Annotated in this window: 20 protein-coding genes; 11 read left to right on the top strand and 9 right to left on the bottom strand. The window is 68.9% G+C overall.

Features of this window, described 5'->3' with window-relative positions; genetic code table 11:
- Positions 1-117 precede the first annotated feature (117 nt).
- Positions 118-864 (top strand): DsbA family protein, encoded by a 747-nt coding sequence (locus PARN5_RS0113005; RefSeq protein WP_018000209.1) that lies wholly within the window; start codon positions 118-120, stop codon positions 862-864.
- 79 nt (positions 865-943) lie between these two features.
- Here the strand turns inward: PARN5_RS0113005 and ispG are convergent, their stop codons facing one another.
- The 3 genes from ispG to hemA all read right to left on the bottom strand — a co-directional run bounded on the left by ispG (position 944) and on the right by hemA (position 4,753).
- Positions 944-2,068 carry a flavodoxin-dependent (E)-4-hydroxy-3-methylbut-2-enyl-diphosphate synthase gene (gene ispG, locus PARN5_RS0113000; RefSeq protein ID WP_018000208.1) on the bottom strand — a complete coding sequence of 375 codons (1,125 nt, stop codon included), beginning with the start codon at positions 2,066-2,068 and terminating at the stop codon, positions 944-946.
- 114 nt (positions 2,069-2,182) lie between these two features.
- Positions 2,183-3,418 carry a helix-turn-helix domain-containing protein gene (locus PARN5_RS0112995; RefSeq protein WP_018000207.1) on the bottom strand — a complete coding sequence of 412 codons (1,236 nt, stop codon included), beginning with the start codon at positions 3,416-3,418 and terminating at the stop codon, positions 2,183-2,185.
- Positions 3,419-3,523: 105 nt separating this feature from the next.
- Positions 3,524-4,753: a 5-aminolevulinate synthase gene (hemA, locus tag PARN5_RS0112990; RefSeq protein WP_018000206.1), complete on the bottom strand. Its 1,230-nt coding sequence runs from the start codon at positions 4,751-4,753 to the stop codon at positions 3,524-3,526.
- A 170-nt stretch (positions 4,754-4,923) separates the two neighbouring features.
- Between hemA and PARN5_RS0112985 the strand changes: the two genes are divergently transcribed.
- Entirely contained in the window at positions 4,924-6,309 is a 1,386-nt protein-coding gene (locus PARN5_RS0112985; protein WP_018000205.1) for a dipeptidase, read from the top strand.
- Positions 6,310-6,374: 65 nt separating this feature from the next.
- Positions 6,375-7,196 (top strand): isocitrate lyase/phosphoenolpyruvate mutase family protein, encoded by an 822-nt coding sequence (locus PARN5_RS0112980; protein ID WP_018000204.1) that lies wholly within the window; start codon positions 6,375-6,377, stop codon positions 7,194-7,196.
- A gap of 45 nt (positions 7,197-7,241) precedes the next feature.
- Here the strand turns inward: PARN5_RS0112980 and PARN5_RS0112975 are convergent, their stop codons facing one another.
- The 5 genes from PARN5_RS0112975 to PARN5_RS22125 all read right to left on the bottom strand — a co-directional run bounded on the left by PARN5_RS0112975 (position 7,242) and on the right by PARN5_RS22125 (position 12,455).
- Positions 7,242-7,751, bottom strand: a complete 510-nt coding sequence (locus tag PARN5_RS0112975) for a CarD family transcriptional regulator (RefSeq protein ID WP_018000203.1) — start codon at positions 7,749-7,751, stop codon at positions 7,242-7,244.
- Between the two features lie 438 nt (positions 7,752-8,189).
- Positions 8,190-8,528 (bottom strand): ferredoxin FdxA, encoded by a 339-nt coding sequence (fdxA, locus tag PARN5_RS0112970; protein WP_018000202.1) that lies wholly within the window; start codon positions 8,526-8,528, stop codon positions 8,190-8,192.
- Between the two features lie 176 nt (positions 8,529-8,704).
- Positions 8,705-8,980, bottom strand: coding sequence for an RNA-binding S4 domain-containing protein (locus tag PARN5_RS0112965; protein ID WP_018000201.1), 276 nt, complete (start codon positions 8,978-8,980; stop codon positions 8,705-8,707).
- A complete protein-coding gene (locus PARN5_RS0112960) occupies positions 8,977-11,913 on the bottom strand; it encodes a helicase-related protein (protein ID WP_018000200.1) in 2,937 nt (978 codons plus the stop codon). Before PARN5_RS0112960 ends, PARN5_RS0112965 begins: the two co-directional genes overlap by 4 nt.
- Positions 11,913-12,455, bottom strand: coding sequence for a tetratricopeptide repeat protein (locus tag PARN5_RS22125; RefSeq protein WP_018000199.1), 543 nt, complete (start codon positions 12,453-12,455; stop codon positions 11,913-11,915). The genes PARN5_RS0112960 and PARN5_RS22125 overlap by 1 nt, the downstream gene beginning before the upstream one ends.
- Positions 12,456-12,693: 238 nt before the next feature.
- Between PARN5_RS22125 and PARN5_RS0112950 the strand changes: the two genes are divergently transcribed.
- The 4 genes from PARN5_RS0112950 (at position 12,694) to PARN5_RS0112935 (ending at position 16,330) form a co-directional block, all read left to right on the top strand.
- On the top strand, positions 12,694-12,978 hold the full coding sequence (locus PARN5_RS0112950) for an SCP2 sterol-binding domain-containing protein (RefSeq protein ID WP_018000198.1): 285 nt from the start codon (positions 12,694-12,696) through the stop codon (positions 12,976-12,978).
- A gap of 4 nt (positions 12,979-12,982) precedes the next feature.
- A complete protein-coding gene (locus PARN5_RS0112945; RefSeq protein WP_018000197.1) occupies positions 12,983-13,927 on the top strand; it encodes an alpha/beta hydrolase in 945 nt (314 codons plus the stop codon).
- A gap of 79 nt (positions 13,928-14,006) precedes the next feature.
- The gene (locus tag PARN5_RS0112940; RefSeq protein ID WP_018000196.1) at positions 14,007-15,860 is read left to right on the top strand and encodes a M3 family oligoendopeptidase; all 1,854 of its coding nucleotides are present in this window, start codon (positions 14,007-14,009) and stop codon (positions 15,858-15,860) included.
- Positions 15,857-16,330 (top strand): GNAT family protein, encoded by a 474-nt coding sequence (locus tag PARN5_RS0112935; protein ID WP_018000195.1) that lies wholly within the window; start codon positions 15,857-15,859, stop codon positions 16,328-16,330. Before PARN5_RS0112940 ends, PARN5_RS0112935 begins: the two co-directional genes overlap by 4 nt.
- A 146-nt stretch (positions 16,331-16,476) precedes the next feature.
- Here the strand turns inward: PARN5_RS0112935 and PARN5_RS0112930 are convergent, their stop codons facing one another.
- A complete protein-coding gene (locus tag PARN5_RS0112930; RefSeq protein WP_018000194.1) occupies positions 16,477-18,108 on the bottom strand; it encodes an acyl-CoA synthetase in 1,632 nt (543 codons plus the stop codon).
- Between the two features lie 212 nt (positions 18,109-18,320).
- Here PARN5_RS0112930 and PARN5_RS0112925 point away from each other — a divergent pair, with 212 nt between their 5' ends.
- The 4 genes from PARN5_RS0112925 (at position 18,321) to PARN5_RS0112910 (ending at position 24,949) form a co-directional block, all read left to right on the top strand.
- Positions 18,321-19,619 (top strand): efflux RND transporter periplasmic adaptor subunit, encoded by a 1,299-nt coding sequence (locus PARN5_RS0112925; protein WP_026155407.1) that lies wholly within the window; start codon positions 18,321-18,323, stop codon positions 19,617-19,619.
- Positions 19,620-19,652: 33 nt separating this feature from the next.
- Positions 19,653-22,778: an efflux RND transporter permease subunit gene (locus PARN5_RS0112920; protein WP_018000192.1), complete on the top strand. Its 3,126-nt coding sequence runs from the start codon at positions 19,653-19,655 to the stop codon at positions 22,776-22,778.
- A 78-nt stretch (positions 22,779-22,856) separates the two neighbouring features.
- Positions 22,857-24,269, top strand: a complete 1,413-nt coding sequence (locus PARN5_RS0112915) for a LapD/MoxY N-terminal periplasmic domain-containing protein (RefSeq protein WP_018000191.1) — start codon at positions 22,857-22,859, stop codon at positions 24,267-24,269.
- Complete coding sequence (locus PARN5_RS0112910; RefSeq protein ID WP_018000190.1) at positions 24,266-24,949, top strand: response regulator transcription factor; 684 nt, start codon at positions 24,266-24,268, stop codon at positions 24,947-24,949. Before PARN5_RS0112915 ends, PARN5_RS0112910 begins: the two co-directional genes overlap by 4 nt.

The following is a 24,949-nucleotide window of genomic DNA, read 5'->3' as shown; positions in this document are numbered from 1 at the left end:
CCCCGGGTCAAGCGCCCGAGGTCAAGCCCGCGTGAAGGCGCGCCCGAAACCCGGGGCTGCCGCTTGCAACGGCGGGCGTGTCGGGCCAAGCTTTGCGGCAACTGGAAAGGACCACCGATGAAAGCCATTCTGACCGCCGCGGCTCTGACGGCCACCGCCCTGCCCGCCCTTGCCTTCGATCCGGCGAACATGAGCGAGGCCGAGAAGGCCGCCTTCGGCGAAGCGGTGCGCGACTATCTGATGGCCAATCCCGATGTGCTGGTCGAGTCGATCAACGTGCTGGAAGAGCGCCGCGTGGCCGACGAGGCCAAGAATGACAAGCTGCTGGTCCAGAACAACAAGGACGCGATCTTCGACGACGGCCACAGCTGGGTCGGCGGCAATCCCGAGGGCGACGTGACGCTGGTCGAGTTCATCGACTATCGCTGCGGCGTCTGCAAGAAGGTGAACCCCGACCTGGAGAAGCTGATCTCGGCCGATGGCAATATCCGCTGGATCCTGAAGGAATTCCCGATCCTGACCCAGGAGAGCGACCTCGCCGCGCGCTTTGCCGTGGCGGTGCAGCAGGAGGCGGGCGCGGATGCCTACAAGAAGGCGCATGACGCGCTGATGGCGTCGCGCGGACCGGTGAACCTGGACAGCCTGACCGCGCTCGCGGGCGAGCTGGGGGTCGACGACAAGGCGGTGCTGAACCGCATGAACACCGAGGAGGTCTCGGCCGTGCTGCGCAAGAACCGGCAACTGGCCGAGCAGATGAGCGTGATGGGCACGCCCACCTTCATCATCGGCGGCGAGATGCTGCGCGGCGTGCCGGCCGATGGGTTGCAGGGCGCGATTGCGCGGGCGCGGGCGGAAAACGGCTGAGCCGGGCGCCGGCGGCCAGCGTCGGCTTGGGTATTTGCAGAGCAAAGAAGCATGGGGGCGGTCCGGGGGGCCGCCCTTTTCATTCGGCGGCGGCGGATTGCGCGGATTCGATCTCGGCGGCGCGTTTCTCGACCAGTTCGACGATATGGTCGACCATCTGGTCGTTGGTCATCTTGTGGTTCTGCTTGCCGGCCAGATAGACCATGCCGGCGCCGGCGCCGCCACCGGTGAAGCCGATGTCGGTCATCAGGGCCTCGCCCGGGCCGTTCACCACGCAGCCGATGATCGACAGGCTCATCGGCGTCTTGATGTGTTCGAGGCGCTTTTCCAGCGTCTCGACGGTCTTGATCACGTCGAAACCCTGCCGCGCGCAACTGGGGCAAGAGATGATCTGCACGCCGCGGGTGCGCAGGCCCAGGGATTTCAGGATCTCGAAACCGACCTTGACCTCTTCGACCGGATCGGCGGACAGGCTGACGCGGATCGTGTCGCCGATGCCCATCCACAGAAGGTTGCCAAGCCCGATGGCGGATTTCACCGTGCCGGCCATCAGCCCGCCCGCCTCGGTGATGCCGAGGTGGATCGGCGCGTCGGTCGCCTCGGCCAGTTGCTGATAGGCGGCGGCGGCGAGGAAGACGTCCGAGGCCTTCACGCTGATCTTGAATTCGTGGAAGTCGTTGTCCTGCAGGATCCTGATATGGTCGAGACCGGATTCCACCATCGCATCCGGGCAGGGCTCGCCGTATTTTTCCAGCAGGTGCTTTTCCAGGCTACCCGCGTTGACGCCGATGCGGATCGAGCAGCCGTGGTCGCGGGCCGCCCTGATGACCTCGCGCACGCGGCTTTCGTCGCCGATATTGCCGGGGTTGATGCGCAGGCAGGCGGCGCCGGCCTCGGCGGCCTCGATGGCGCGCTTGTAGTGGAAATGGATGTCGGCGACGATGGGCACCGGGCTTTCGCGGCAGATCTCGCGCAGGGCACGGGTCGAGGCCTCGTCAGGGGTCGAGACGCGCACGATGTCGGCGCCGACGTCGGCGGCGCGCAGCACCTGGTCCAGCGTCGCCCTGACGTCGCTGGTGTCGGTGTTGGTCATGGTCTGCACGCTGATCGGCGCGTCCCCGCCCACCGGCACCTTGCCGACCATGATCTGACGCGACTTGCGCCGGTCGATGTTGCGCCAGGGGCGGATGGGGTTATGCGACATGGCGGCGGCCTTTTCCTGCGCAAGAGGCGGGTTCGTCCCCGACAGATAGGCGCATGCGGCCGGGTGGGCAAGCCACCCCTCCGGCAATGTCGCATCCGTGACCGGGGAAGACGGCTATTCCTGCACCGGCGCCGGGGCATCGCCCGGGGTCGCGACCATGGCCACCATCTGCGCCAGTTCCGGATCCTTGGTCAGGTCGGCAAAGGCAAATTTGGCGGTCAGCGCCGTCGGCGACAGCTCGACATTCTTCACCACCTTGGCGCCCGGCGCGGCCGGGCCATAGGTGCGGCCGTTGACGGCGAAATAGACCGCGCCCGAATTGCCGGCGCGCAGGATCGGCGGCGCTTCCAGCTTGGGCAGCGCGAAGCGTTCGCCGGCGTCCATGGTCTTTTCCAAGAGCACGGTGCCGTCGGCCGAGGTCACCCGCACCCAGGCCGGGCGCGCGGCCAGGATCTCGATCTCGGCGGCATCGGGAGCGACGGTGCGCACGGCCAGCTGCTCGGCCGGCATCTCGGGGCCAAAGACGCGCTCGGCCTGGGCGGCTTGCGCCGGGGCGGTGACGGCCTGGGCGATGGCGGCTTCGGGCTGCGCCGCGACCGGGCCGGCCAGGCCCGGGTCGATGGCGGCGATGGGCCCGTCGCGCGCGACCAGCACCGGCACCTCCAGCGCCTGCGGGCGATAAGTGCGGTCCAGCCCCTCGGGGCGTGGCAGGTTGACCTGGGCCGATTCCACTGTCTCCGGCTCGGCCGCCTCTTGCACCGGGTCCAGCGCGGCGATCATGCCGGGCGCCTGGTCGCCGGGGGTGAGGTTGACCTTCTGCACCTCTTGCAGCACGGCCCAGCCGCCATAGCCCAGCCCGCAGGCCAGCGCGACCATGACCAGCAGCGAGCCGATGGCGCGCGGCTCGATCGAAGACCACATGCTTTCCGGCTTGGGCAGGAAGATCGGATGCGGATTGGCCAGCGCCTCGGCCGGATCCGAGGGCCGGCGCTGCGGCTTCGGCCCCGAGGCGGCCGGCGCCATGCCATGCGTGGGCTGGAAGCCCGATTCCTGGCAGAAGCGGCGGAAGGTCCAGTCCGAATCCATCCCCAGATAGCGCGCATAAGACCGCACATAGCCGGCGATGAAGCTGGGCGTGTCGAAGGCCGAGATGTCGCAATTCTCGATGGCGGCGACGTAGGACGCGCGGATGCGCAGCTCGCGCTGGACGTCCAGCAGCGACTTGCCCAGCGTGGCGCGTTCGCCCCGCATCAGGTCGCCGAGTCGAATATCAGGATCGTCGAAGCCATGCGGCAAAGCCGCAGCCTCGTCATGGCCATGCGACGGGGGATTCCCCCTCAGCCCGATCATCGCGCCTGCCCCATTCTCTTCTGCCCTCCCGAATCGGGAGATTCTCACGGATTGATTAAAGCAAGGTTATCACGGGCGCGAGAGCTGTTCACCCTGAAACCGAAATCAGGCCGCAGAAGTTGAACGATTGAGCTTGCACTGGGACCACAGGTTGTCCATGGCGCGCACCAACTGGTCGATCTGGCGCGGATCATGCACCGGCGAGGGCGTGAAGCGCAGCCGCTCGGTGCCGCGCGGCACGGTCGGGAAGTTGATCGGCTGGACGTAGATGCCGAAATCGGCCAGCAGCATGTCCGACAGCGCCTTGCAATGCACCGGATGGCCGACATGCACCGGCACGATATGGCTGCCGTGGTCCATGATCGGCATGCCAAGGCCGCGCAGCCGCATCTTCAGGATGCGGGCGTTCAGCTGCTGCTGGTCGCGCAGCACCTGGCCCTCGGCCGTTTTCAGGAAGGCGATCGAGGCCGCCGCGCCCGCCGCCACCGCCGGCGGCAGCGAGGTGGTGAAGATGAAGCCTGGCGCATAGGAGCGGATCGCGTCCACCATCTTGGCCGAGGCGGCGATATAGCCGCCGAAGACGCCGAAGGCCTTGCCCAGGGTGCCGTTGAAGATGTCGATACGGTCCAGCAGCCCGTCGCGTTCGGCCACGCCGCCGCCGCGGGGCCCATACATGCCGACGGCGTGCACCTCGTCGAGATAGGTCAAGGCGTTGAATTCGCGCGCCAGGTCGCAGATCGCGGCGATGGGGCCGAAATCGCCGTCCATCGAATAGATCGATTCGAAGGCGATCAGCTTCGGCGCCTCGGGATCGTCGGCCTCCAGCAGCTCGCGCAGATGCGCGACGTCATTGTGGCGGAAGATGCGCTTGGCGCCGTCGAAACGCTTGATCCCCTCGATCATCGAGGCGTGGTTCAGCGCATCGGAATAGATGATCAGGCCGGGAAACAGCTTGCGCAGCGTCGAAAGCGTCGCGTCATTGGCAATATAGGCGCTGGAAAAGACCAGCGACGCCTCTTTGCCATGCAGGTCGGCGATCTCGGCTTCCAGCTTCTTGTGATAGACCGTGGTGCCCGAGATGTTGCGCGTCCCGCCCGAGCCGGCGCCGGTCGAATCCAGCGCCTCGTGCATGGCTGCAAGCACCACCGGATGCTGGCCCATGCCCAGGTAGTCGTTGCCGCACCAGACGGTGATCTCGGTCTCCGACCCGTCGGGCCGGGTCCAGATCGCCTGAGGATAGGCACCCTTGCGCCGCTCGATGTCGATGAAGGTGCGATAGCGCCCCTCTTCGTGCAGCTTCCCGATGGCTTGATCGAGGGCGGCTGAATAATCCATCTGCGGTCCCTTGCCTTGCTTGAACTTGCTCGCTTGGGGGATCATGGTCCGATCCCGCGGGTCACGACTTGATACGTGTCAATTCAGAGAAAATATAGGGCAAAATTGTCGCATTGCGACCATCGAACCAGCCGAAATCTCTGAGCAAATCATTCAGGAATAGGGAAAAGATGGCTGACAGCACCCGAATCGACGAAGTTCTTTCAACGCTGGACGCGGAATTGCCGCAGGCGCTGGAGCGGCTGAAGGATTTTCTGCGCATCCCCTCGATCTCGACCGATCCGGCGCATCGCGGCGACGTGCGCCGCGCCGCCGAATGGCTTTGTGCCGAACTGGCCGGGCTGGGCTTCGAGGCCTCGGTCCGCGACACGCCGGGCCATCCGATGGTGGTGGCGCATTCGCCGAAGGGCACGCGCCGGCCGCTGCTGTTTTATGGCCATTACGACGTGCAGCCGGTCGATCCTTTGGCGCTGTGGGACCGCCCGCCCTTCGAGCCCGAGGTCCAGGACACGCCCGAGGGCCGCGTCATCCGCGCCCGCGGCGCCGCCGACGACAAGGGCCAGCTGATGACCTTCGTCGAGGCCTTCCGCGCCTGGAAGGCGGTGCATGGCGCCCTGCCCTCGGACCTGGTGCTGCTCTTCGAAGGCGAGGAGGAATCCGGCTCGCCCAGCCTGCAGCCGTTCCTGCGCGAGAATGCGGACGAGCTGCGCGCCGGCATCGCCATGATCTGCGACACCAGCATGTATTCCGACGGCCGCCCGGCGATCACCACCCAGCTGCGCGGATTGCTGGGCGAGGAGATCGTGATCCGCGCCGCCGACCGCGACCTGCATTCGGGCAGCTTCGGCGGCCTCGCCGCGAATCCGATCCAGCTGCTGGTCGATGTGCTGGCGACGATCAAGGATGCCGAGGGCCGCATCACCCTGCCCGGCTTCTACGACGGCGTCGAGGAGCTCAGCGACGAGCTCGCGGCCGACTGGGACGCCCTGGCCTTCGATGCCGGCGACTTCCTGTCCCGCGTCGGATTGCGCCTGCCCATCGGCGAGACCGGCCGCACCGGGCTCGAGATGGTCTGGAACCGCCCGACCTTCGAGATCAACGGCATCACGGGCGGCTATACCGGCGAGGGCTTCAAGACCGTGCTGCCGGCCGAGGCCCGCGCCAAGGTCAGCTTCCGCCTGACCGGCACCCAGGACCCGCAGGCGATCCGCGAGACCTTCCGCGCCCATGTCCGCGCCGCCATCCCCGCCGATTGCACGGTCGCGTTCCACGGCCATGGCGCGAGCCAGGCCAGCCGCATGGACATCCGCGACCCGGCCTTCGCGGCGGCGAAGCAGGCGCTGTCGCAGGAATGGGGCCGCGAGGCCGCCTATATCGGCGCCGGCGGCTCGATCCCCATCGCGGGGGATTTCAAAGCGATCCTCGGCATGGATTCGATGCTGATCGGCTTTGGCCATGACGACGACCGCATCCATTCCCCGAACGAGAAATACAATCTGGAAAGTTTTGCCAAGGGCGCGCGCAGCTGGGCGCGCATCCTGGCGGCGCTGGCCTGACCCAAACGCCGTTCCCTTTCCGTTCCGATCCGCTAGACTGGCGGCGGATCGGCAAGGGGGCGGCAATGGCGGATCAGACAGCAAAGTTCCAGCAATTCAAGGCGCTGCACGCGCAACCCGGGGCCTTCGTCATCCCGAATCCCTGGGATGCGGGCTCGGCCAGGCTGCTGGCGAGCCTGGGCTTTCCGGCGCTGGCGACGACCAGCGCGGGCCTGGCCTTCTCGCGGGGCCGGCCCGACGATCCGGGCGCGCTGGGGCTGGAGGCGGTGCTGGCCAATGCGGCCGAGATCGTGGCCGCGACGGCGCTGCCCGTCTCGGCCGATCTCGGCAACGGCTTTGCCGCCACGCCCGAGGGCTGCGCCGAAACCATGCGCCGCGCGGCCGCGGCCGGGCTGGTCGGCGGCTCGATCGAGGATGCGACCGGCGATCCTGCCGCGCCGATCTTCGACTTCGCCGAGGCCGTGGCGCGGGTGCGGGCGGCGGCCGAGGCAGCGCGCGGCCTGCCCTTCCTGCTGACCGCGCGGGCCGAGAATTTCCTCTGCGACCGCCCGGACCTCGACGACACCATCCGCCGGCTCCAGGCCTTTTCGCAGGCCGGCGCCGATGTGCTTTACGCGCCGGGCCTGCCCGACCTCGCGGCGATCCGCCGGGTCTGCGCCGCGCTCGACAAGCCGGTGAATGTGGTGATGGGGCTGCGCGGACCCGGCTACAGCCTGGCGGAACTGGCCGAGGCCGGCGTGCGCCGGGTCAGCGTCGGCGGCTCTTTCGCGCGGGCGGCGCTTGGCGGGCTGATGCGGGCGGCGCGCGAAGTGCGCGACTTCGGCACCTTCACCTATGCCCGGGACGCCCTGCCGGGGGCCGAGGTCGAGGCGATCATGCGGGCATGAAAAAGGGCGCCGCAAAGGGCGCCCAGCAGATCTTGTCGTGCCGGATCAGGCCGCGCGGGCGGTCAGCACCGTCTCGACCTTCTTCTGCGCGCCGGCCTCGTCCATGCCGGCCACGGCGGCGACTTCGCGGGTCAGCCGGTCCAGAGCCGATTCATAGAGCTGACGCTCGGAATAGGACTGCTCGCGCTGGTCGTCGCTGCGGTGCAGGTCGCGCACCACCTCGGCAATGGAGATCAGGTCGCCGGAGTTGATCTTGGCCTCGTATTCCACGGCGCGGCGCGACCACATCTGGCGCTTGACGCGGGCCTTGCCCTTCAGCGTGTCCAGCGCGCGCTCGACCAGGTCCGGAGTCGAGAGGCCGCGCATGCCGATCTCGGAGGCGCGGGCGGTCGGCACGCGCAGGGTCATCTTGTCCTTTTCGAACGAAATCACGAACATCTCGAGGCGCAGCCCGGCGACCTCCTGCTCTTCGATCGAGACGATGCGTCCCACGCCATGGGTCGGATAGACCACGAAATCATCGGGACGGAACTCGGTCTTCTTGACTTTCGACATTGGGCTTCCTTCGCAGTTGCGCCGCGCTGCGGCACAAAAAACCCCAAGGCGGGACGATCCCCCCTTACGGGCCAATTCATCGTTTTCGCGGATCTGGCCGGATTGCGGACAGAACAGGCAGCAACGCCGACCAAGCCACCAAGGCGGCCTGATCGGCGCGATATGTCGCCATCATATCACAAAACCCGCCGCGATTCAAAGCCTCGCTGCAAAGCGGCATCGGTTCCGCCGTCTGTGAAAAACCATCGTGAAATCAGGAACTCGCAACCCTTCACCGGCAGAACCGATGCGTGACCAGGGACGAATCGCTCATCCCTGCTCACAAAGCGCCGTCTAACGATTCCCGCTGCCTTACGCTACGTCCTTGCAGACAAATAGGACGATTGGTGCCCGTGGACCACAGTCGCCGCAGCGCAGCATGACCGGCCGGGCGCGGGCTCAATCCCCCTCGCCGGGCGCTTCCGAGAAATATTTCTCGAGCTTGCCGGGTTGGCCGTCCATCTCCTCATAGCCGGGCATCGGGTCTTTCTTGCGGGTGATGACCGGCCAGAGTTCGGCATATTTGCGGTTGAACTCGACCCAGGTCTCCATATCCGGCTCGGTATCGGGACGGATGGCGTCGGCCGGGCATTCCGGTTCGCAGACCCCGCAGTCGATGCATTCGTCAGGGTGGATGACCAGCGTGTTCTCGCCCTCGTAGAAACAGTCGACGGGACATACCTCGACACAATCGGTGTATTTGCACATGATGCAGTTATCGGTGACGACGTAAGTCATGGGGCGCTGTTTCCTGCTTTCCTGAGCGGGTAGTTACGCCTGACGCGATCATCATTCAAGGCCGGCGCCGGCGAAAAGACGGGCATCACAGGCAAGGCCGGGGCCGCGGGACGCCATTCCAGACCAGCTTGCAGCCGCGGAACGAGGTTCCGGGAATGCCGCGCCGCAGCGCCGAATCAGGGGCCGATTTCCTCGTAAAGCGTCGCGGCCTCGGTTGCCGGGCCGCGTCTTTCGCCGAAGTTCAGCACCCGCAGCGCCCGGACCCGGCCATGGGCCGAGACCGTGACCGTGTCACCATGCCGCACCGGCTGGGCGGGCTTGCTGCAGGGCTGGCCGTTCAGGCGGATCCCGCCGCCGACGATGGCATCGGCGGCAAGGGTGCGGGTCTTGAACACCCGGGCGAAATGCAGCCAGCGGTCCAGCCGGACCGTGTCCGCCCCCGCCTCGCTCACGGCTTGTTCTTGAGCGAGGCCAGGATGGCGAAGGGGCTGTCGGGATCGATCGGCTTCTCGGCGCGCGGCGGGCGGGCCTCGAAGCTTTTCGGGCCCTCGTGGCGGGGCTTGCCCTTGTCGAAGCGCGGCTTGCCCTTGGGCCCGCGCTCGCCCCGCTCGCCGCGATTGTCGTCGCCGCGGCGCTTACCCTCGAAGGGCTTGCCGCCCTCGCGCGGCTTGTCGCCGTCGCGTTCCCGGCGCGGGCCGCGTTCCCCTTGCGGACGCGGCGCACGCTCGCCCTGCGCAGCCTGTCCCTGGCGCTCGCCGCGCTCGGGGCGGCGATGGCCGCCGCGCGGACGCGGCGCCCAGGTGAAGGTATAGAACACCTCCATCTCGGGCGCGGCTTCCTCGGCCGCCTCGCCCGCCGCCTCGGTCGCAGCTTCGGCTTCGGCGGCCTTGCGGGCGGCCTGCTCGGCCTCCCATTTGGCGCGGGTCTCGGCGGCGAGGACGCTTTCCTCTTCGGTCAGCGGATGCTCGTGGTCGGCCGGTTCGGGCGCGGGCTCGGCCGCCGGCGCCTCGGCGCGGGCCTTGGGACGCTCGCCGCGCTCGGCGCGATAGCCCAGGCCCCCCATCAGCCCCGAGAACTGTTCCAGCGTCATGCCGGTGATCGACAGCATGTCCGGCGTCGCCTCGAAGCCGCCGCGGCTGTCCTGGCCGCGCAGCATGTCGGCCAGCCGTTCCAGCATGTCGATGCGGATCGCCCGCTCACCCGCCGGGTGATAGCCCGAGAGCGTGTAATAGCCCTTGGGCACGTCCGGCAGGTTCGGGATCGTCACCAGCCCGGGGGGCGGGCTTTCCGGGAACTCGGCCAGCCCCTGGTCCAGACCCCAGAGCACCAGCCGCAGCCGGGTCGGCGCCGGCTTCAGCAGCGCCGGCTGGAAGATGGTGAACTGGCCGAAACGCACGCCATGCTTGCGCAGCAGGCCGCGCGCCTCCTGGTCCAGCTCCTTGACCTCGGTCGCGACACCCTCGCGCGGCAGCACGCCCAGCGCCTCGACCAGGCGGAAGGCGAAGCCGCGGGCCAGACCCGTCAGCGTCTCGTCGTTCTTCAGCGCCTGCAGCGGCTCGAAGGCGGTGGCGATCTTGCGGTCGATGAAATGCTGCAGCCGGCGACGCACCTTCTCGGCGATGTCGGGGCCGGCCTCTTCGTCGACGAAGGCCTCGACGCCGGGCTTCAGCGGCTCGGCGCCCTTGACCAGCTTGCCCACCGCCGAGGAGCCCCACATCAGGCCGCCCTGCTCGGTAAAGTCCAGCTCGGTGTCCGGCGCGTTGTAGAAGCGATCGGCCCGCAGGTGGAACTCGGGCCTCAGGGCCTCATAGGCGGCGCGGGACAGCATCTTCGCCTCGTCCCCGGTCGCATTCGGATCGGCATGGAAGCGGAAGCCTTCCAGTCGGCCGGCGAATTCGCCCTCGACCGTCACTTCGCCCTTGTCATTCACCTCGGCCAAAAGGCTCTCCTTCTGTTTGAGCCGGCGCAGCAGCACGGAGGTGCGCCGGTCCACGAATCTTTGCGTCAGCGCCGCGTGCAACGCGTCCGACAAGCGGTCTTCTACCGCGCGCGTCTCTGCGCGCCAATGACTTTCGTCGGAAACCCACCCCGAACGCTGCGCGACATAGGTCCAGGTCCGGATAAATGCCAATCGTTTCGACAATGTGTCGATGTCGCCCTGGGTCTTGTCGATGCGCTCGATCTGCTTGCGCAGCCAGTCGCCGGGCACCGTGCCGGCCCGCAGGAAGCCGAAGATCCGCGCCAGCAGCGTCGCATGCTCCGCCGCCGAAATCGAGCGGAAATCCGGAATCCGGCACACGTCCCAAAGCAGCCGCACGTCCTTGGGATGCGTCAGCATGTCGCGGATCTCGGGCATCGAGATCAGCGTCTTCAGCGCCCGCAGGTCGTCGGCCTCGCGCCCGCGGCTCAGCCATTCCGATTGCGGCGCGGCCTCGAGGCTGGCGATCAGCCGCTCGACAGTGCCGAATTCCAGCGCCGCATTGCGCCACATCAGCCGCGCGATGGGCTGGAAGCGGTGGTTCTCGATGGCGTCGATCAGCCCCTCGTCCAAGGGGCTCGCGTCGCCGGTGACGCCGAAGGTGCCCGGCTCGGTATGGCGGCCCGCCCGGCCGGCGATCTGGCCCAGCTCATGCGGGAACAGCGGGCGATAGCGGCGGCCGTCGAATTTCTCGGTGCCGGAAAAGGCGATGTGGCGGATGTCGAGGTTCAGCCCCATGCCGATGGCGTCGGTGGCGACAAGGAAATCCACCTCGCCGTTCTGATACATCGCGACCTGGGCATTGCGGGTGCGGGGGCTCAGCGCGCCCATGACCACGGCGCAGCCACCCTTCTGGCGCCGGATCAGTTCGGCCGTGGCATAGACCTCGTCGACCGAGAAGCAGACGATGGCCGAGCGCGGCGGCATCCGGCTGATCTTTTTCGAGCCCGCCCAGGTCAGGGCCGAGAACCGCTCGCGCCGCATGAACTGCACGCCCGGCACCAGCGCAGCGATGGCCGGGCGCATGGTGTCGCTGCCCAGCAGCAGGGTTTCGTGCAGGCCCCGCATGTTCAGCAGCCGGTCGGTGAAGACATGACCGCGTTCCGGGTCGGCGCAAAGCTGGATCTCGTCGATAGCGACGAAATCGGCGCCGACCTCGGGCATGGCCTCGGTGGTGGCGACCCAGTATTGCACCCGCTCGGGGACGATGCGCTCCTCGCCCGTGACCAGCGCCACGACCGAGGGGCCGCGCGCCTTGACGATGCGGTCATAGACCTCGCGCGCCAGCAGGCGCAGCGGCAGGCCGATGACCCCGGTGCGATGCGCCAGCATCCGGTCGATGGCGTAATGGGTCTTGCCGGTATTGGTCGGGCCAAGCACGGCCGTGACCCGGGATCTGTCGTTCATCAGGCGTCCGTGCCTTGCAATTCCTGTTCGATGCGCGTCACCGCATCCTGCGCGTCCTGCTGGTGCGGGTGGATCTTCAGGCTGGCCCGGAACACCTCCAGCGCCCGGCGCCTGTCGCCGAGCTCCTCCAGCATGGTGCCAAGCTGGGTCAGCGCGCCGAAATGGCGCGGCTCCAGCCGCAGCACCTGCTCGATGTCGGCGATGGCCGGGCCATAATCGCCGTCCAGGTAGAAGGCGACCGAGCGCAGATACCAGCCGGAGGCGAAATCCGGCGCATGGTCGGTCAGCGCCGTCAGGTGGCCGATGGCCGTCGCCGTGTCGCCCGCGTCCAGCGCCGCCTCGCCCCGCTTGTAGAGCAGGTCCATCGCGGCCGAGCCCGAGCGCGACCAGATGCGCAGGATGTCGGTTTCGGCCCGCGCCCAGGCCTCGCCCTCGGGCTGGGCCAGTTCGACGAAAAGCAGGTCCAGATCCTCGCGGTCGCGGGCCAGCGCGGCGACGGTCGGCTCGGCCGGGGCGGCGGGCTCGGCCAGGGGGTCGGCCAAGGGTTCGGCGGCCGGGGGATCACTCTCATTTTCAGGAGAATTCTCTTGCGGCAGCGCATCCTGAACCGGTATCGCCCGGAAGCCGGCGTCCGGCCATGCCGGGGCCGCGCCGGGGACCAGCAATCCCAGGAAAAGCCCTGCCGCGACGGCATGATGGAAATCAGGGACTGGCCAACGCATATTCCCCATGTAAACCTCCCACCCAACCAATACCAGAGACGAGAACAGGAGATATGGAATGAGCAAAGTGGTCGAGGCCGCCGTGGCCGCGCTGGACGAGAAAGCCAAGGGCTTCGACGGCACCGCCAAATTCGTCATCGAGGGCGAAGGCTCGGTCTATATCGACGCGAACGGCGCCCGCGCCGCGGATGACGAGGCCGAGGTGACGCTGACCGCCAGCCGCGAGACCTTCGAGGGCATCATCTCGGGCGACGTGAACCCCACGACCGCCTTCATGACCGGCAAGCTGAAGGTCGACGGCGCCATGGGCACCGCCATGCGCCTGGGGGCGCTCCTGTCCTGACGCGATGAACCCGGCGCCCTTCAACACGCTTCCGGGCGACCCGCTGCCGCTTGCCCGCGCCTTCTGGCTGCGGGCCGAGGACGGGGTGCGGCTGCGGGCGGCGCATTGGGCGGCGGGCGGCGCCTCGGGGACGGTGCTGCTGTTCCCCGGGCGCACCGAATATCTGGAAAAATATGCCGCCGTGGCGGCGGACCTGAATGCGGCGGGCCTCGACGTGCTGTCGGTGGACTGGCGCGGCCAGGGCATGTCCGACCGGCTGCAGGACAACACCCGCCCCGGCCATATCGGCAGTTTCGCTGACTACCAGCGCGATGTGGTCGAGCTGGTGGTGGCGGCGCAGGAACTGGACCTGCCGCAGCCCTGGCACCTGCTCGCGCATTCCATGGGCGGGGCCATCGGGCTTGCGGCGCTGGACGGCGGCCTGCCGGTGGCAAGCGCGGTGTTTTCCTCGCCCATGTGGGGCATCAACCTGCGCGGCATCCCCGAGCCGGCGGCGCTGGCGCTGGCCACGCTGCTGTCGCGGCTGGGTCGCGGCGGCCATCCCGCGCCCCGCACGGGCGGCGAGGAAAGCTTCGTGCTGCTGGACCCGTTCCACGACAACCTGCTGACCCATGACGGCCAGCGCTGGGGCCGGCTGGTGGCCGAGGCCGCCGCCTGGCGCGACATCTCGGTCGGCGGCGCCAGCAACGACTGGCTGCGCGAGGCGATCCTGGAATGCCGCCGCCTGGCCACGCTGCCCGCGCCCGGCCTGCCGGCACTGATCGCGCTTGGCGACGGCGAACGCATCGTCTCGCCCCAGGCCATCCGCAGCCGCGCCGCCGCCTGGCCGGGCGCGCGGCTTCTCGAACTCGCGCAATGCCGGCACGAGCCGATGATCGAGCGCGATCCCGTCCGCGACCTGTTCCTGCAAGCCGCGCTGGCGCATTTCGCGGCGGTCACGGCGGCCTAGGCCGCGGGCCGCGCGGTGTCCGGGTCTTGCGCCCCGGCGCGGCAAGGGTCACATCAGGGGCCAGAGGAAAGGACCGATCATGACGATTTCTGCCTGCCGCCCCCTGCCCCTCCGCGCCTTGCCGCGGGACGAGAACGCGCTGCCCGTCGCTGCCGAAGCCTCCGAGCTGGGCCAGTTGCCGGAATGGGACCTGAGCGATCTCTACCCGGCACCCGACGCGCCGGAGCTGACCCGCGATCTCGAGGCGGTCGAGGCGGCCTGCTGCGCCTTCGCGCGCGACTATGACGGCAAGCTGGTCGCGCTGGAGCCGGAAAAGATGCTGGAATGCATCGAGCGCTATCAGGACATCGACATTCTGGCGGGGCGGATCATGTCCTATGCCGGGCTGCGCTATTATCAGAACACCACCGACGCGGCCCGCGCCAAGCTGATGGGCGACCTGCAGGACCGCATCACCACGGCGACGACCAAGCTGGTGTTCTTCAGCCTGGAATTCAACCGCATCCCCGACGCCCGCTACGCTGAGGTCTTCGCGGCCCCGAACGGCCCCGCGCGCTACAAGCCGGTGTTCGACCGCATGCGCGCCATGCGCCCCTATCAGCTCTCGAACGAGCTGGAGCGCTTCCTGCACGACAATTCCGTGGTCGGCGCCGCCGCCTGGAACCGCCTCTTCGACGAGACCACCGCCGGGCTGACCTTCGACGTCGACGGCGAGGAACTGGGCATCGAGGCGACGCTGAACCTGCTGACCGACCACGACCGCGCCCGCCGCGAGGCCGGCGCCAAGGCCTTGGCCGCGGTCTTCGGCAAGAACATCAAGCTCTTCGCGCGCATCCACAACACGCTCGCCAAGGAAAAATCCATCGAGGACAAGTGGCGCAAGATGCCGACGCCGCAGACCGCGCGCCACCTGTCGAACCATGTCGAGCCCGAGGTGGTCGAGGCGCTGAGGAATGCCGTCACCGCCGCCTATCCGCGCCTGTCCCATCGCTACTACCGGCTGAAAGCGCGCTGGCTGGGCCTCGACAAGCTGCAGGTCTGGGACCGCAACGCGCCGCTGCCGACCGAGACGCCGCGCCTGATCGCCTGGCCCGAGGCCGAGGCGACCGTGCTCGACGCCTATGCCGGCTTCTCGCCGAAACTGGCCGAACTGGCGCAGCCTTTCTTCGAGCGGGGCTGGATCGACGCCGGGGTGAAGCCCGGCAAGGCGCCCGGCGCCTTCGCGCATCCCACCGTCACCACCGTGCATCCCTATGTGCTGCTGAACTATCTCGGCAAGCCGCGCGACGTGATGACGCTGGCGCATGAGCTGGGCCATGGCGTCCACCAGCGCCTGGCGGCCGGACAGGGCGAACTCCTGGCCGCGACGCCGCTGACGCTTGCCGAAACCGCCTCGGTCTTCGGCGAGATGCTGACCTTCCGCGCGCTCTTGGCCAAGACCACGGACAAGGCCCAGCGCAAGGCGCTCCTGGCCGGCAAGGTCGAGGACATGATCAACACGGTCGTGCGCCAGATCGCCTTCTACGACTTCGAATGCAAGCTGCACGCCGCCCGCGCCAAGGGCGAGCTGACGCCCGAGGACATCAACGCGCTCTGGATGTCGATCCAGGCCGAATCGTTGGGCGATGCCTTCGAATTCATGCCGGGATACGAGACCTTCTGGACCTATATCCCGCATTTCGTGCATTCGCCCTTCTACGTCTATGCCTATGCCTTCGGCGACGGGCTGGTGAATGCGCTTTACGCCGCCTACGAGGACGGGCTGCCCGACTTCCAGGCGAAATATTTCGCCATGCTCTCGGCCGGCGGCGCGCAGCATCACAAGGAGCTGCTGGCGCCCTTCGGCCTCGACGCTTCTGACCCGGCCTTCTGGGACAAGGGCCTCGCGATGATCGAGGGCTTCATCGACGAGCTCGAGGCGATGGAGGCGTGATCACGCTGCAACCGCTGGGCCGCGACGGTTACGACCGCGTGGCCCATATCGCGGTGACGCCGCAGCAGGAACCCTTCTGCGGCACCATCGCCGGCCATTTCCAGGCCGACGAGCCGGGCTGCGACTTCCACCTGATCGCCCGCGACGGCCGGCCGGTCGGCTTCTTCAAGATCGACCGCGACTATGCCGCGCGCTACGACTTCGCCGCGCCGGACGAGCTGGGCCTGCGCGGCGTGATGGTGGACGCGCGCGAACAGGGCCAGGGCAGCGGCAAGGCGGCGATGCGGGCGCTCGGCCCCTATGTCGCGCGCCGCTATCCCCAGGCCCGCGCGCTGGTGCTGACGGTGAACGAAGCCAACCCCCTGGCCCGCGCCGTCTACCTGGCGGCGGGTTTCCGGGACACCGGCGCGCTCCACCACGGCGGCCAGATCGGCCCGCAGCATATCCTGCGCCTGCCGCTGCGCGGCTGACGCCAGCACCCGTCGCCTACCGCCTTCACTGTTTTCCAAATACCCCTGCGACCGCGCCGAAAGCCCGGACCGCGTGCCGCTCTCTCCGCGCCCGGGCTTCTTTGCTCTCCAAATACCCCGCCGATCGCGCGCCGGGGCACCCGGCTTCACCCCAGGGCGCGCGCCCGGTCCCGCAGCACGAATTTCTGGATCTTGCCGGTCGAGGTCTTGGGCAAGTCGCCGAACACCACCGTCTTCGGCACCTTGTAGCGCGCCATGTTCTGCCGGCAGAACGCGATCAGCGCCTCGGCCTCGACCGCGCGGCCGGGCTTCAGCGTCACGAAGGCGCAGGGCGTCTCGCCCCAGGTCTCGTCCGGCCGGGCGACCACCGCGGCCTCCAGCACGTCGGGATGCTTGTAGAGCACATCCTCGACCTCGATCGAGGAGATGTTCTCGCCGCCCGAGATGATGATGTCCTTGGAGCGGTCCTTGAGCTCGATATAGCCGTCGGGATGCATCACGCCCAGATCGCCCGAGGCGAACCAGCCGCCGCGGAACGCCTTTTCCGTGGCCGAGGGGTTCTTCAGATAGCCCTTCATCACGTTGTTGCCGCGCATGAAGACCTCGCCCATGGTCTCGCCGTCGGCGGGCACCGGGACCAGCGTCTCGGGGTCGGCGACCATCAGCCCGTCCAGCGCCGGGTTGCGCACGCCCTGCCGCGCCTTCATCCGGGCGCGCGCCTCGCCCTCCAGCGCGTCCCATTCCGTCTTCCAGGCGCAGACGACCGAGGGGCCATAGGTCTCGGTCAGGCCATAGACATGGGTGATGCCGATGCCCATGGCCTCGACCGCGGCGATGACCGAGGCCGGGGGCGGCGCGCCCGCGACCATGGCCTTGACCGGATGGTCGAAGTCCTTCAGCGCATCGGGGGCATTGGCCAGCATGTTCATGACGATGGGTGCGCCGCAGAAATGCGTCACCCGCTCGTCGCGGATCAGCCGGAAGATCGGCTCGGCCCGCACCGCGCGCAGGCAGACGCAGACCCCGGCATTGGCGGCGATGGTCCAGGGAAAGCACCAGCCGTTGCAATGGAACATCGGCAGCGTCCACAGATAGCGCGCATGATGCGGCATCTGCCACGAGGTGATGTTCGCCAGCGCATTCAGCGCCGCGCCGCGGTGGTGATAGACCACGCCCTTGGGATCGCCCGTCGTGCCAGAGGTATAGTTCAGCGAGATCGCGTCCCATTCGTCGGCGGGCATCTGCCAGTCGAATTCCGGGTCGCCCTCGGCCAGCAGATCGTCATAGCTCAGCGCGCCCACGCGGCTGCCGCCCTGGAAGCTGGGATCGAGGATGTCCACGACCAGGATCTCGCGCCCGCGGGCGATCTTGACGGCGCGCGCGGCCAGTTCCGAAAACTCGGGATCGACCAGCAGCACGCGGGCCTCGCCATGGCTCAGGATAAAGGCGACCGCCTCGGCATCCAGCCGGGTGTTGATCGCGTTCAGCACCGCGCCGGTCATCGGCACGCTGAAATGGCTCTCGAAGAGTTCGGGGATGTTCGAGGACAGCACCGCCACCGTGTCGCCCTTGCCGATGCCGCGCGCGGCGAGCGCGCCGGCGATGCGGCGGCAGCGGGCATAGGTCTCAGCCCAGTTGCGGCGCACGCCCTCGTGCACCACGGCCAGCGCCCGAGGATGGACCTGGGCGGTATGCTCCAGGAAACGCAGCGGCGAAAGCTGTGCGTAATTCGCCGGACAGATGTCCAGGCCCTGGCTGTAGATGTCGTAATGCGGCACTTGCCCCTCCGTCGCGGTCGCGCGCCCGCGACTAAGCCAGCCGCGGCGGGTTTTGCCAAGGGGTCAGGCTCCGTCGTCCGTCGGCACGGCCCGGGAGGGGTATTTGGGAAACGGTGAAAGGCCGCGGCGCGGCGCGGGCGGATTTGGGATTGATCATCGCCGGCTAAACTGTTCGTTATCGGAGCGTGACCAGACTGCCCGGAGCAAGAACGATGTCAGCGCCCGCGCGCCGCATGGCGATTTCCCTGTTTCTGCCGATCGTGGCGGGGCTGATGCCCGCGCTGGCCCTGGCGCAGGATCCCGGCCAGCAGCCGCCGACCCCGGTCACGGTGGTCACGCTGCATGCCCAGGACGTGCCCCTGACCACCACCCTGCCCGGCCGCGTCACCGCCTCGGCCGAGGCCGAGGTGCGCCCGCAGGTCAACGGCATCGTCACCGAGCGCCTGTTCGACGAGGGCAGCCATGTCAAGGTCGGCGACCCGCTGTTCCGCATCGACGCCACCTCCTATCAGGCCGCCGTGGCCCAGGCCGAGGCCGCCGTGGCCCAGGCCCGCGCCCAGGCCGAGAACGCCCGGCGCGAGGCCGAGCGCGTCGGCGCGCTGCGCGACCGCCGCGTCGCCTCGGAAAGCTCGACCGACAGCGCCATCGCCGCGCGCGACGCCGCCGAGGCCGCGGTCAAGGTCGCCGAGGCGCAGCTGCAGACCGCGAACATCGAGCTGGAGCGCACCACCATCCGCGCCGAGCTGGACGGCGAGATCGGCCTGGCGCAGACCAGCCAGGGCGCGCTGGTCACCGCCAGCCAGGCAACGCCGCTCGCGGTGATCCGCAAGCTGGACCCGGTGCATGTCGACGTGACGCAATCGGCGGCCGAGGTCATCCGCTTCCGCCGCACCATGGCCGCGCAGAACGAGGGCGCCGAACATGCCGAGCAGAAGGTGACGCTGCGCCTGGCGGATGGCACCGAATTCGACCAGGAAGGCACGCTGACCGCCGCCGAACCCTATGTGAACGAGACCACCGGCGTGGTCACGCTGCGGCTGGCCTTCGCCAATCCCGACCGCACCCTGCTGCCCGGCATGTATGTGCAGGCCGTGGTGCAGCAGGCCACCGCCAAGGACGTGGTGCTGGCACCGCAGGAAGGCGTCAGCCGCGACCGGCGCGGCCAGCCCATCGCGCTGGTGGTCAATGCCCAGGACGTGGTCGAGCAGCGCCAGCTGACCGTGCTGCAGGATCACGGCAACCAATGGGTGGTCAGCGAAGGCCTGGATGACGGCGACCGCATCGTGGTCGAGGGCGTGCAGAAGATCGCCCCCGGCATGACCGTCGCCCCCGAGGAACGCAAGGAAGCCGCAGCCGCGCCGGCCGAGGGCGACGCCGCAGCCGGACAGCCGGCCGAGCAGGCCACCGAAAAGCCCGCAGAACAGCCCGCCGAGACCGCCGCACCGGCCGAAGGCGCCGCGCCCGCCGAGGCCGCGCCGGAGGCGGCGGACCCGGCCCAGCCCGCGAACTGACCGCGACACCGCGAGGAAAGACAGGAACCGCACATGGCCCGCTTCTTCATCGACCGTCCGGTGTTCGCCTGGGTGATCTCGATCCTGATCATGGGTCTGGGGATCCTGTCGATCCTGTCCCTGCCCGTCGCGCAATATCCGCAGATCGCGCCGCCCACGGTCACGATCCGCGCCACCTATCCCGGCGCCTCGGCCGAGACGGTGGCCAATACCGTGACCCAGGTCATCGAGCAGCAGATGACCGGCCTGGACGGGTTGCGCTATTTCAAGTCCAGCTCGACCTCGTCCGGCAGTTCGCAGACCGAGCTGACCTTCGAGACCGGCACCGACCCCGACATCGCCCAGGTCCAGGTGCAGAACAAGCTGTCCCAGGCCACCGCGCTGCTGCCCGAACCCGTGCAGCGCCAGGGCCTGACGGTCGAGAAGTCGGCCTCGGGCTTCCTGATGGTGATCGGCCTGACCTCGCCCGACGGAAGCTTCGAGCAGGTCGACCTGTCGGACTACCTGATCTCGAACCTGGTCAACGACCTCAGCCGGATCGAGGGCGTGGGCTCGATCCAGGTCTTCGGGGCGCAATATGCCATGCGCATCTGGCTCGATCCGTCGAAACTGGCCGCCTATGAGCTGACGCCGGGCGATGTGGTCTCGGCGGTCTCGGCCGAGAATGCGCAGATCTCGGCCGGCAGCTTCGGCAGCCAGCCGGCGCCGCAGGGCCAGATGCTGAACGCCACCATCACCGCGCAGTCGCTGCTGTCGACGCCCGAGGATTTCGAGCAGATCGTGCTGCGCGCCGAACAGGACGGCGGGCTGATCCTGCTGAAGGACGTGGCCCGCGTCGAGATCGGCGCCGAGGATTACATGACCAATGCCCGCTACAACGGGCAGCCGGCCTCGGGCCTGGCGATCAGCCTGGCTTCGGGCGCGAACGCGCTCGACACCGCCGAACGGGTCAAGGCGCGGATGGAGGAATTCGCCCGCTTCTTCCCCGAGGGCATGGATTACGTCATCCCCTTCGACACCACGCCCTTCGTGCTGATCTCGATCGAGGAGGTGGTCAAGACGCTGGTCGAGGCCATCGTGCTGGTGTTCTTCGTCATGCTGCTGTTCCTGCAGAACTGGCGCGCGACGCTGATCCCGACGCTGGCGGTGCCGGTGGTGCTGCTGGGCACCTTCGGCATCCTCGCGGCCTTCGGCTTTACCATCAACACGCTGACGATGCTCGCCATGGTGCTGGCCATCGGCCTGCTGGTCGACGACGCCATCGTCGTGGTCGAGAACGTCGAGCGCATCATGGAGGACGAGGGGCTCGAGCCGCGCGAGGCCACCCGCAAGTCCATGGGCCAGATCACCGGCGCGCTGATCGGCATCGCGCTGGTCTTGTCGGCGGTCTTCGTGCCGATGGCCTTCTTCGGCGGCTCGACCGGGGTCATCTACAAGCAGTTCGCCGTGACCATCGCCAGCGCCATGGGCCTGTCGGTCGTGGTGGCGCTGTCGCTGACGCCGGCGCTGTGCGCCACGCTGCTGAGAAACGAGCACGGCCACAAGACGCGCGGGCTTTTCGGCCTGTTCAACCGCGGCTTCGACCGCACCATGCACGGCTACGGCTCTTCGGTGAACTGGATCATCCGCCGGCCGCTGCGGATGATGCTGATCTATCTTTGCATCGGCGCCGCCATGGTGTTCCTGTTCCTGCGCACGCCCACCGGCTTTCTGCCGGACGAGGATCAGGGCATCATGTTCGCGCTGATCCAGGGCCCGACCGGCGCCACGCAGGAACGCACCGACGCGGTCATCGACCAGATCCAGCATTACTTCGCCGAGAACGAATCCGAGAATGTCGACAGCTTCTTCGGCGTCTCGGGCTTCAGCTTCGCGGGCTCGGGCCAGAACATGGGCATCGCCTTCCTGCGGCTGAAGGACTGGGACGAACGCCCCGGCGCCGACCAGTCGGTGCAGGCCATCGCCGGCCGCGCCTTCCCGGCCTTCATGGGCATCCGCGACGCCATGGCCTTCCCCATCGTGCCGCCCTCGGTGATCGAGCTCGGCAACGTCTCGGGCTTCGACTTCTATCTGCAGGCCCGCGCCGGCCAGGCGCATGAGCAGTTGCTGGATGCGCGCGACCAGCTGCTGGGCATGGCGGCACAGGACGGGCGCATCGCCCAGGCCCGGCCGAACGGGCTCGAGGACGCATCCGAATACAAGCTCGACATCGACTGGCGCAAGGCCGGGGCGATGGGGGTCTCGGCCTCGGACGTGGGCAGCCTGCTGTCGGTCGCCTGGGCCGGCAGCTATGTCAACGACTTCATCGACCGCGGCCGCATCAAGCGGGTCTATGTCCAGGGCGAATCGCAGTCGCGCGCCGTGCCGACCGACATCGACAAATGGCGGGTCAGGAACAGTTCCGGCGGGCTGGTGCCCTTCTCGAACTTCGCCGAGGGGCGCTGGAGCTATGGGCCGCAGGGCCTGTCGCGCTATAACGGCGTGCCGGCGATGAACATCCAGGGCAACCCGGCGCCCGGCGTCTCGTCGGGCCAGGGCATGGCCGCCATCGAGGAGCTGGCGGCGCAGCTGCCGCCCGGCTTCGACGTGGCGTGGACCGGCCTTTCGCTGGAGGAACAGGCGGCCGGCAACCAGACCATGCTGCTTTACGGGCTGTCGCTGGCGGTGGTGTTCCTGTGCCTCGCCGCGCTTTACGAAAGCTGGTCGATCCCCTTCGCGGTGATGCTCGCCATGCCCATCGGCGTCCTGGGCGCGCTGGTCGGGGCCTGGCTGGGCGGCTTCGACAATGGCGTGTTCTTCCAGGTCGGGCTGCTGACCGTCATCGGCCTGACCGGCAAGAACGCCATCCTGATCGTCGAATTCGCCCGCGAGCAGGTGGAACAACACGGCAAGCCGCTGTTCGAGGCCGTGATCGAGGCCGCGCGCCAGCGCTTCCGGCCGATCATGATGACCTCGGTCGCCTTCTCGCTGGGCGTGCTGCCGCTGGTGCTGTCAACCGGCGCCGGCGCCAACGGCCGCAACACCATCGGCGCCACGGTGCTGGGCGGCACCATCTCGGCCACCGTGCTGGGGGTGCTGTTCGTGCCGCTGTTCTTCGTGCTGGTGCGCCGGGCGCTCGGCCGGCCCGAGGCACCCGAGCCGGGCGCCGCCCGCGCCTGACCGGGCTGCCCGCGCCAGCCCGCTTGCGGGCCTTCGCGCGCCGGCCTAGTCTTTCGCCAAGGGGCCGCAGGAGGGGACATGGAGGCGACCGGCCAGATCGCGGCGGTGCGGCAGGCGGATGAGGCACGCCCCCGCCCGCATGGCGTGGCGCTGCGCCCGCTGGCGCTGGCGGGCGCGACGCTGACCTGGCTCGCGATCTTTGCCATCGTCGTCTCGGTTCTGATGCTGAACGCCCGCGCCGCCGTGCGCGAGGAGACCGAGGCGGCCTTCGGGCTGGCCAATGCCTTTGCCACCATGCGCCTGCCCACCGCCTTCGAGCGCCGCGACATGATGGCCGAGGCGCGCCAGATCGCCGCCGACATCGAAACGCAGCGCCATGTCTCGGCCGAGCTGCGCGATGCCACCGGCCGGCCGGTGGCGCTGCCGCTGGCGCCGCAGCCGCAACGCGACCCGCCGCCGGGCTGGTTCGCCGCCTTGCTGCGCCCGGCGCCGCAGGCCGACCTGATCCCGGTCTCGCAATATCCGAACGTGCTGGGCGTGCTCGAGATCCGCACCGACCCCGGCGACGAGATCGCCGAGGCCTGGGCCGATTTCCGACTGATGCTGCCGCTGCTGGGCGGGATGGCGCTGGCGGTCCTGGGCGTGACCATGGCGATCACCGGGCTGGTGCTGCGCCGGCTGGGCGTGCTGGGCGCGGCGCTGGCGCGGATGCGGGCGGGCGATCTGGCCGTCCGCGCGCCGCAGACCGGGCTGGCCGAGCTGGGCCAGCTCAGCGACGGGGTGAATGCGCTGGCCAGCCACCTGGCACGCGAGCGGGCCGAGAACCGCCGCCTTCAGGGCCGGATGATGACCCTGGCCGAATCCGAACGCGCCCGCATCGCCAGCGACCTGCACGACGGCATCGGCCCGCAGCTTTTCGCGCTGCAAGCCGCCATCGACCAGGCCGAGGAACGCGCCGGCGGGGCCGCCGATCCGGCCCTGGCGGGGGCGCTGGCGGCGGTCTCGCGCCATGCGGCGGCGATCCGGGCCAGCGCCCGCGCCGCCATCGACGACCTGCGCCTGTCGCCGGCCGAGGGCGCGAGCCTGGCCGAGATGCTGCAGGAGCTGCTGTTCGAATTCGCCGATATGGCGCCCGAGGTCGAATTCGCGCTCGATGCGCCGCAGGACCTGCCCGCGACCGACGAGGCGGCGCGGGTGGCGCTGTTCCGCTTCGTGCGCGAGAGCGTGCTGAACGCGCTGCGCCACGCCCGCCCGACGCGGGTCGGGGTCGCGCTGGCCACGGCACCCGGCACCGCGCTGCTGGCCCGGGTCGAGGACGACGGCGCCGGCCCCCGGCCCGCCGGCCGCAAGGGGCTGGGCCAGGCCGGCATGCGCGACCGCGCCAGCGCGCTTGGCGGAGATTACACCCCGCCACGGCGCGAGGGCGCCATGACCGTGACCGAATGCCGGCTGCCGCTGGCCGGCGCGCAGGACCAGGAAACCGAGCGATGAACGCCAGCGCCCCCGCCGCCCATGCCGAGCCCGCCGCCCTGCGGGTGCTGATTGTCGATGACCACCCGGTCGTGGCCGAGGGCTGGGAATGGATCACCAAGGGCCGGCTGGATTGCCGCATCACCGCGGCCGCGACGCCCTTGCAGGGCTGGCGGGCATGGCGGCACGCGGCCCCGGACGTGATGGTGATCGACCTGACCATGGGCGAATCGCGGCTGGCCGGGGTGCGGCTGATCGAGCGGCTGCGCGCCGCGGGCGCCGGCCTGCCGATCCTGGTCTTTACCATGCATCGCAGCCCGCTCATTGCCCGACGCGCCTTGCAGGCCGGCTGCAACGGCATCGTGATGAAGGATTCGCCCTCGGCCGAGATCTGCGAGGCGCTGCGCGAACTGGCCGCCGGGCGCGACTACGTCCCCGCCGACCTCGCCCGCAAGATCGCGCTGATGGAGCGTCCCGGCGCCGCCCCCGCCCGCCCGCGCCTGACCCCGCGCGAGCTGGAGATCCTGCGCGCCATCGCCAGCGGGCTCAGCTATCGCGACATCGCCGCCCGCGCCAATATCAGCTACAAGACCGTCTCGAACGTCAGCCAGACGCTGAAGGACAAGCTGGGCGCCACCAGCCTGGCCGACCTGGTGGTCAAGGCCGTGCGCCATCTCGACGAAAGCCGGGACGAGGTCTGA

Source organism: Paracoccus sp. N5 (assembly GCF_000371965.1).
GTDB lineage: Bacteria > Pseudomonadota > Alphaproteobacteria > Rhodobacterales > Rhodobacteraceae > Paracoccus.
This window is presented reverse-complemented; position numbering and strand designations above follow the sequence as displayed.

Excerpts from the sequence above, each read along its gene's own strand:
- ispG (WP_018000208.1), bottom strand. The coding sequence starts at position 2,068 with ATGTCGCATAACCCCATCCGCCCCTGGCGCAACATCGACCGGCGCAAG.
- fdxA (WP_018000202.1), bottom strand. The coding sequence starts at position 8,528 with ATGACTTACGTCGTCACCGATAACTGCATCATGTGCAAATACACCGAT.
- hemA (WP_018000206.1), bottom strand. The coding sequence starts at position 4,753 with ATGGATTATTCAGCCGCCCTCGATCAAGCCATCGGGAAGCTGCACGAA.
- PARN5_RS0112985 (WP_018000205.1), top strand. The coding sequence starts at position 4,924 with ATGGCTGACAGCACCCGAATCGACGAAGTTCTTTCAACGCTGGACGCG.
- PARN5_RS0112995 (WP_018000207.1), bottom strand. The coding sequence starts at position 3,418 with ATGATCGGGCTGAGGGGGAATCCCCCGTCGCATGGCCATGACGAGGCT.
- PARN5_RS0112920 (WP_018000192.1), top strand. The coding sequence starts at position 19,653 with ATGGCCCGCTTCTTCATCGACCGTCCGGTGTTCGCCTGGGTGATCTCG.
- PARN5_RS0113005 (WP_018000209.1), top strand. The coding sequence starts at position 118 with ATGAAAGCCATTCTGACCGCCGCGGCTCTGACGGCCACCGCCCTGCCC.
- PARN5_RS0112980 (WP_018000204.1), top strand. The coding sequence starts at position 6,375 with ATGGCGGATCAGACAGCAAAGTTCCAGCAATTCAAGGCGCTGCACGCG.
- PARN5_RS0112960 (WP_018000200.1), bottom strand. The coding sequence starts at position 11,913 with ATGAACGACAGATCCCGGGTCACGGCCGTGCTTGGCCCGACCAATACC.
- PARN5_RS0112950 (WP_018000198.1), top strand. The coding sequence starts at position 12,694 with ATGAGCAAAGTGGTCGAGGCCGCCGTGGCCGCGCTGGACGAGAAAGCC.
- PARN5_RS0112910 (WP_018000190.1), top strand. The coding sequence starts at position 24,266 with ATGAACGCCAGCGCCCCCGCCGCCCATGCCGAGCCCGCCGCCCTGCGG.
- PARN5_RS0112915 (WP_018000191.1), top strand. The coding sequence starts at position 22,857 with ATGGAGGCGACCGGCCAGATCGCGGCGGTGCGGCAGGCGGATGAGGCA.
- PARN5_RS0112975 (WP_018000203.1), bottom strand. The coding sequence starts at position 7,751 with ATGTCGAAAGTCAAGAAGACCGAGTTCCGTCCCGATGATTTCGTGGTC.
- PARN5_RS0112925 (WP_026155407.1), top strand. The coding sequence starts at position 18,321 with ATGTCAGCGCCCGCGCGCCGCATGGCGATTTCCCTGTTTCTGCCGATC.
- PARN5_RS0112945 (WP_018000197.1), top strand. The coding sequence starts at position 12,983 with ATGAACCCGGCGCCCTTCAACACGCTTCCGGGCGACCCGCTGCCGCTT.
- PARN5_RS0112940 (WP_018000196.1), top strand. The coding sequence starts at position 14,007 with ATGACGATTTCTGCCTGCCGCCCCCTGCCCCTCCGCGCCTTGCCGCGG.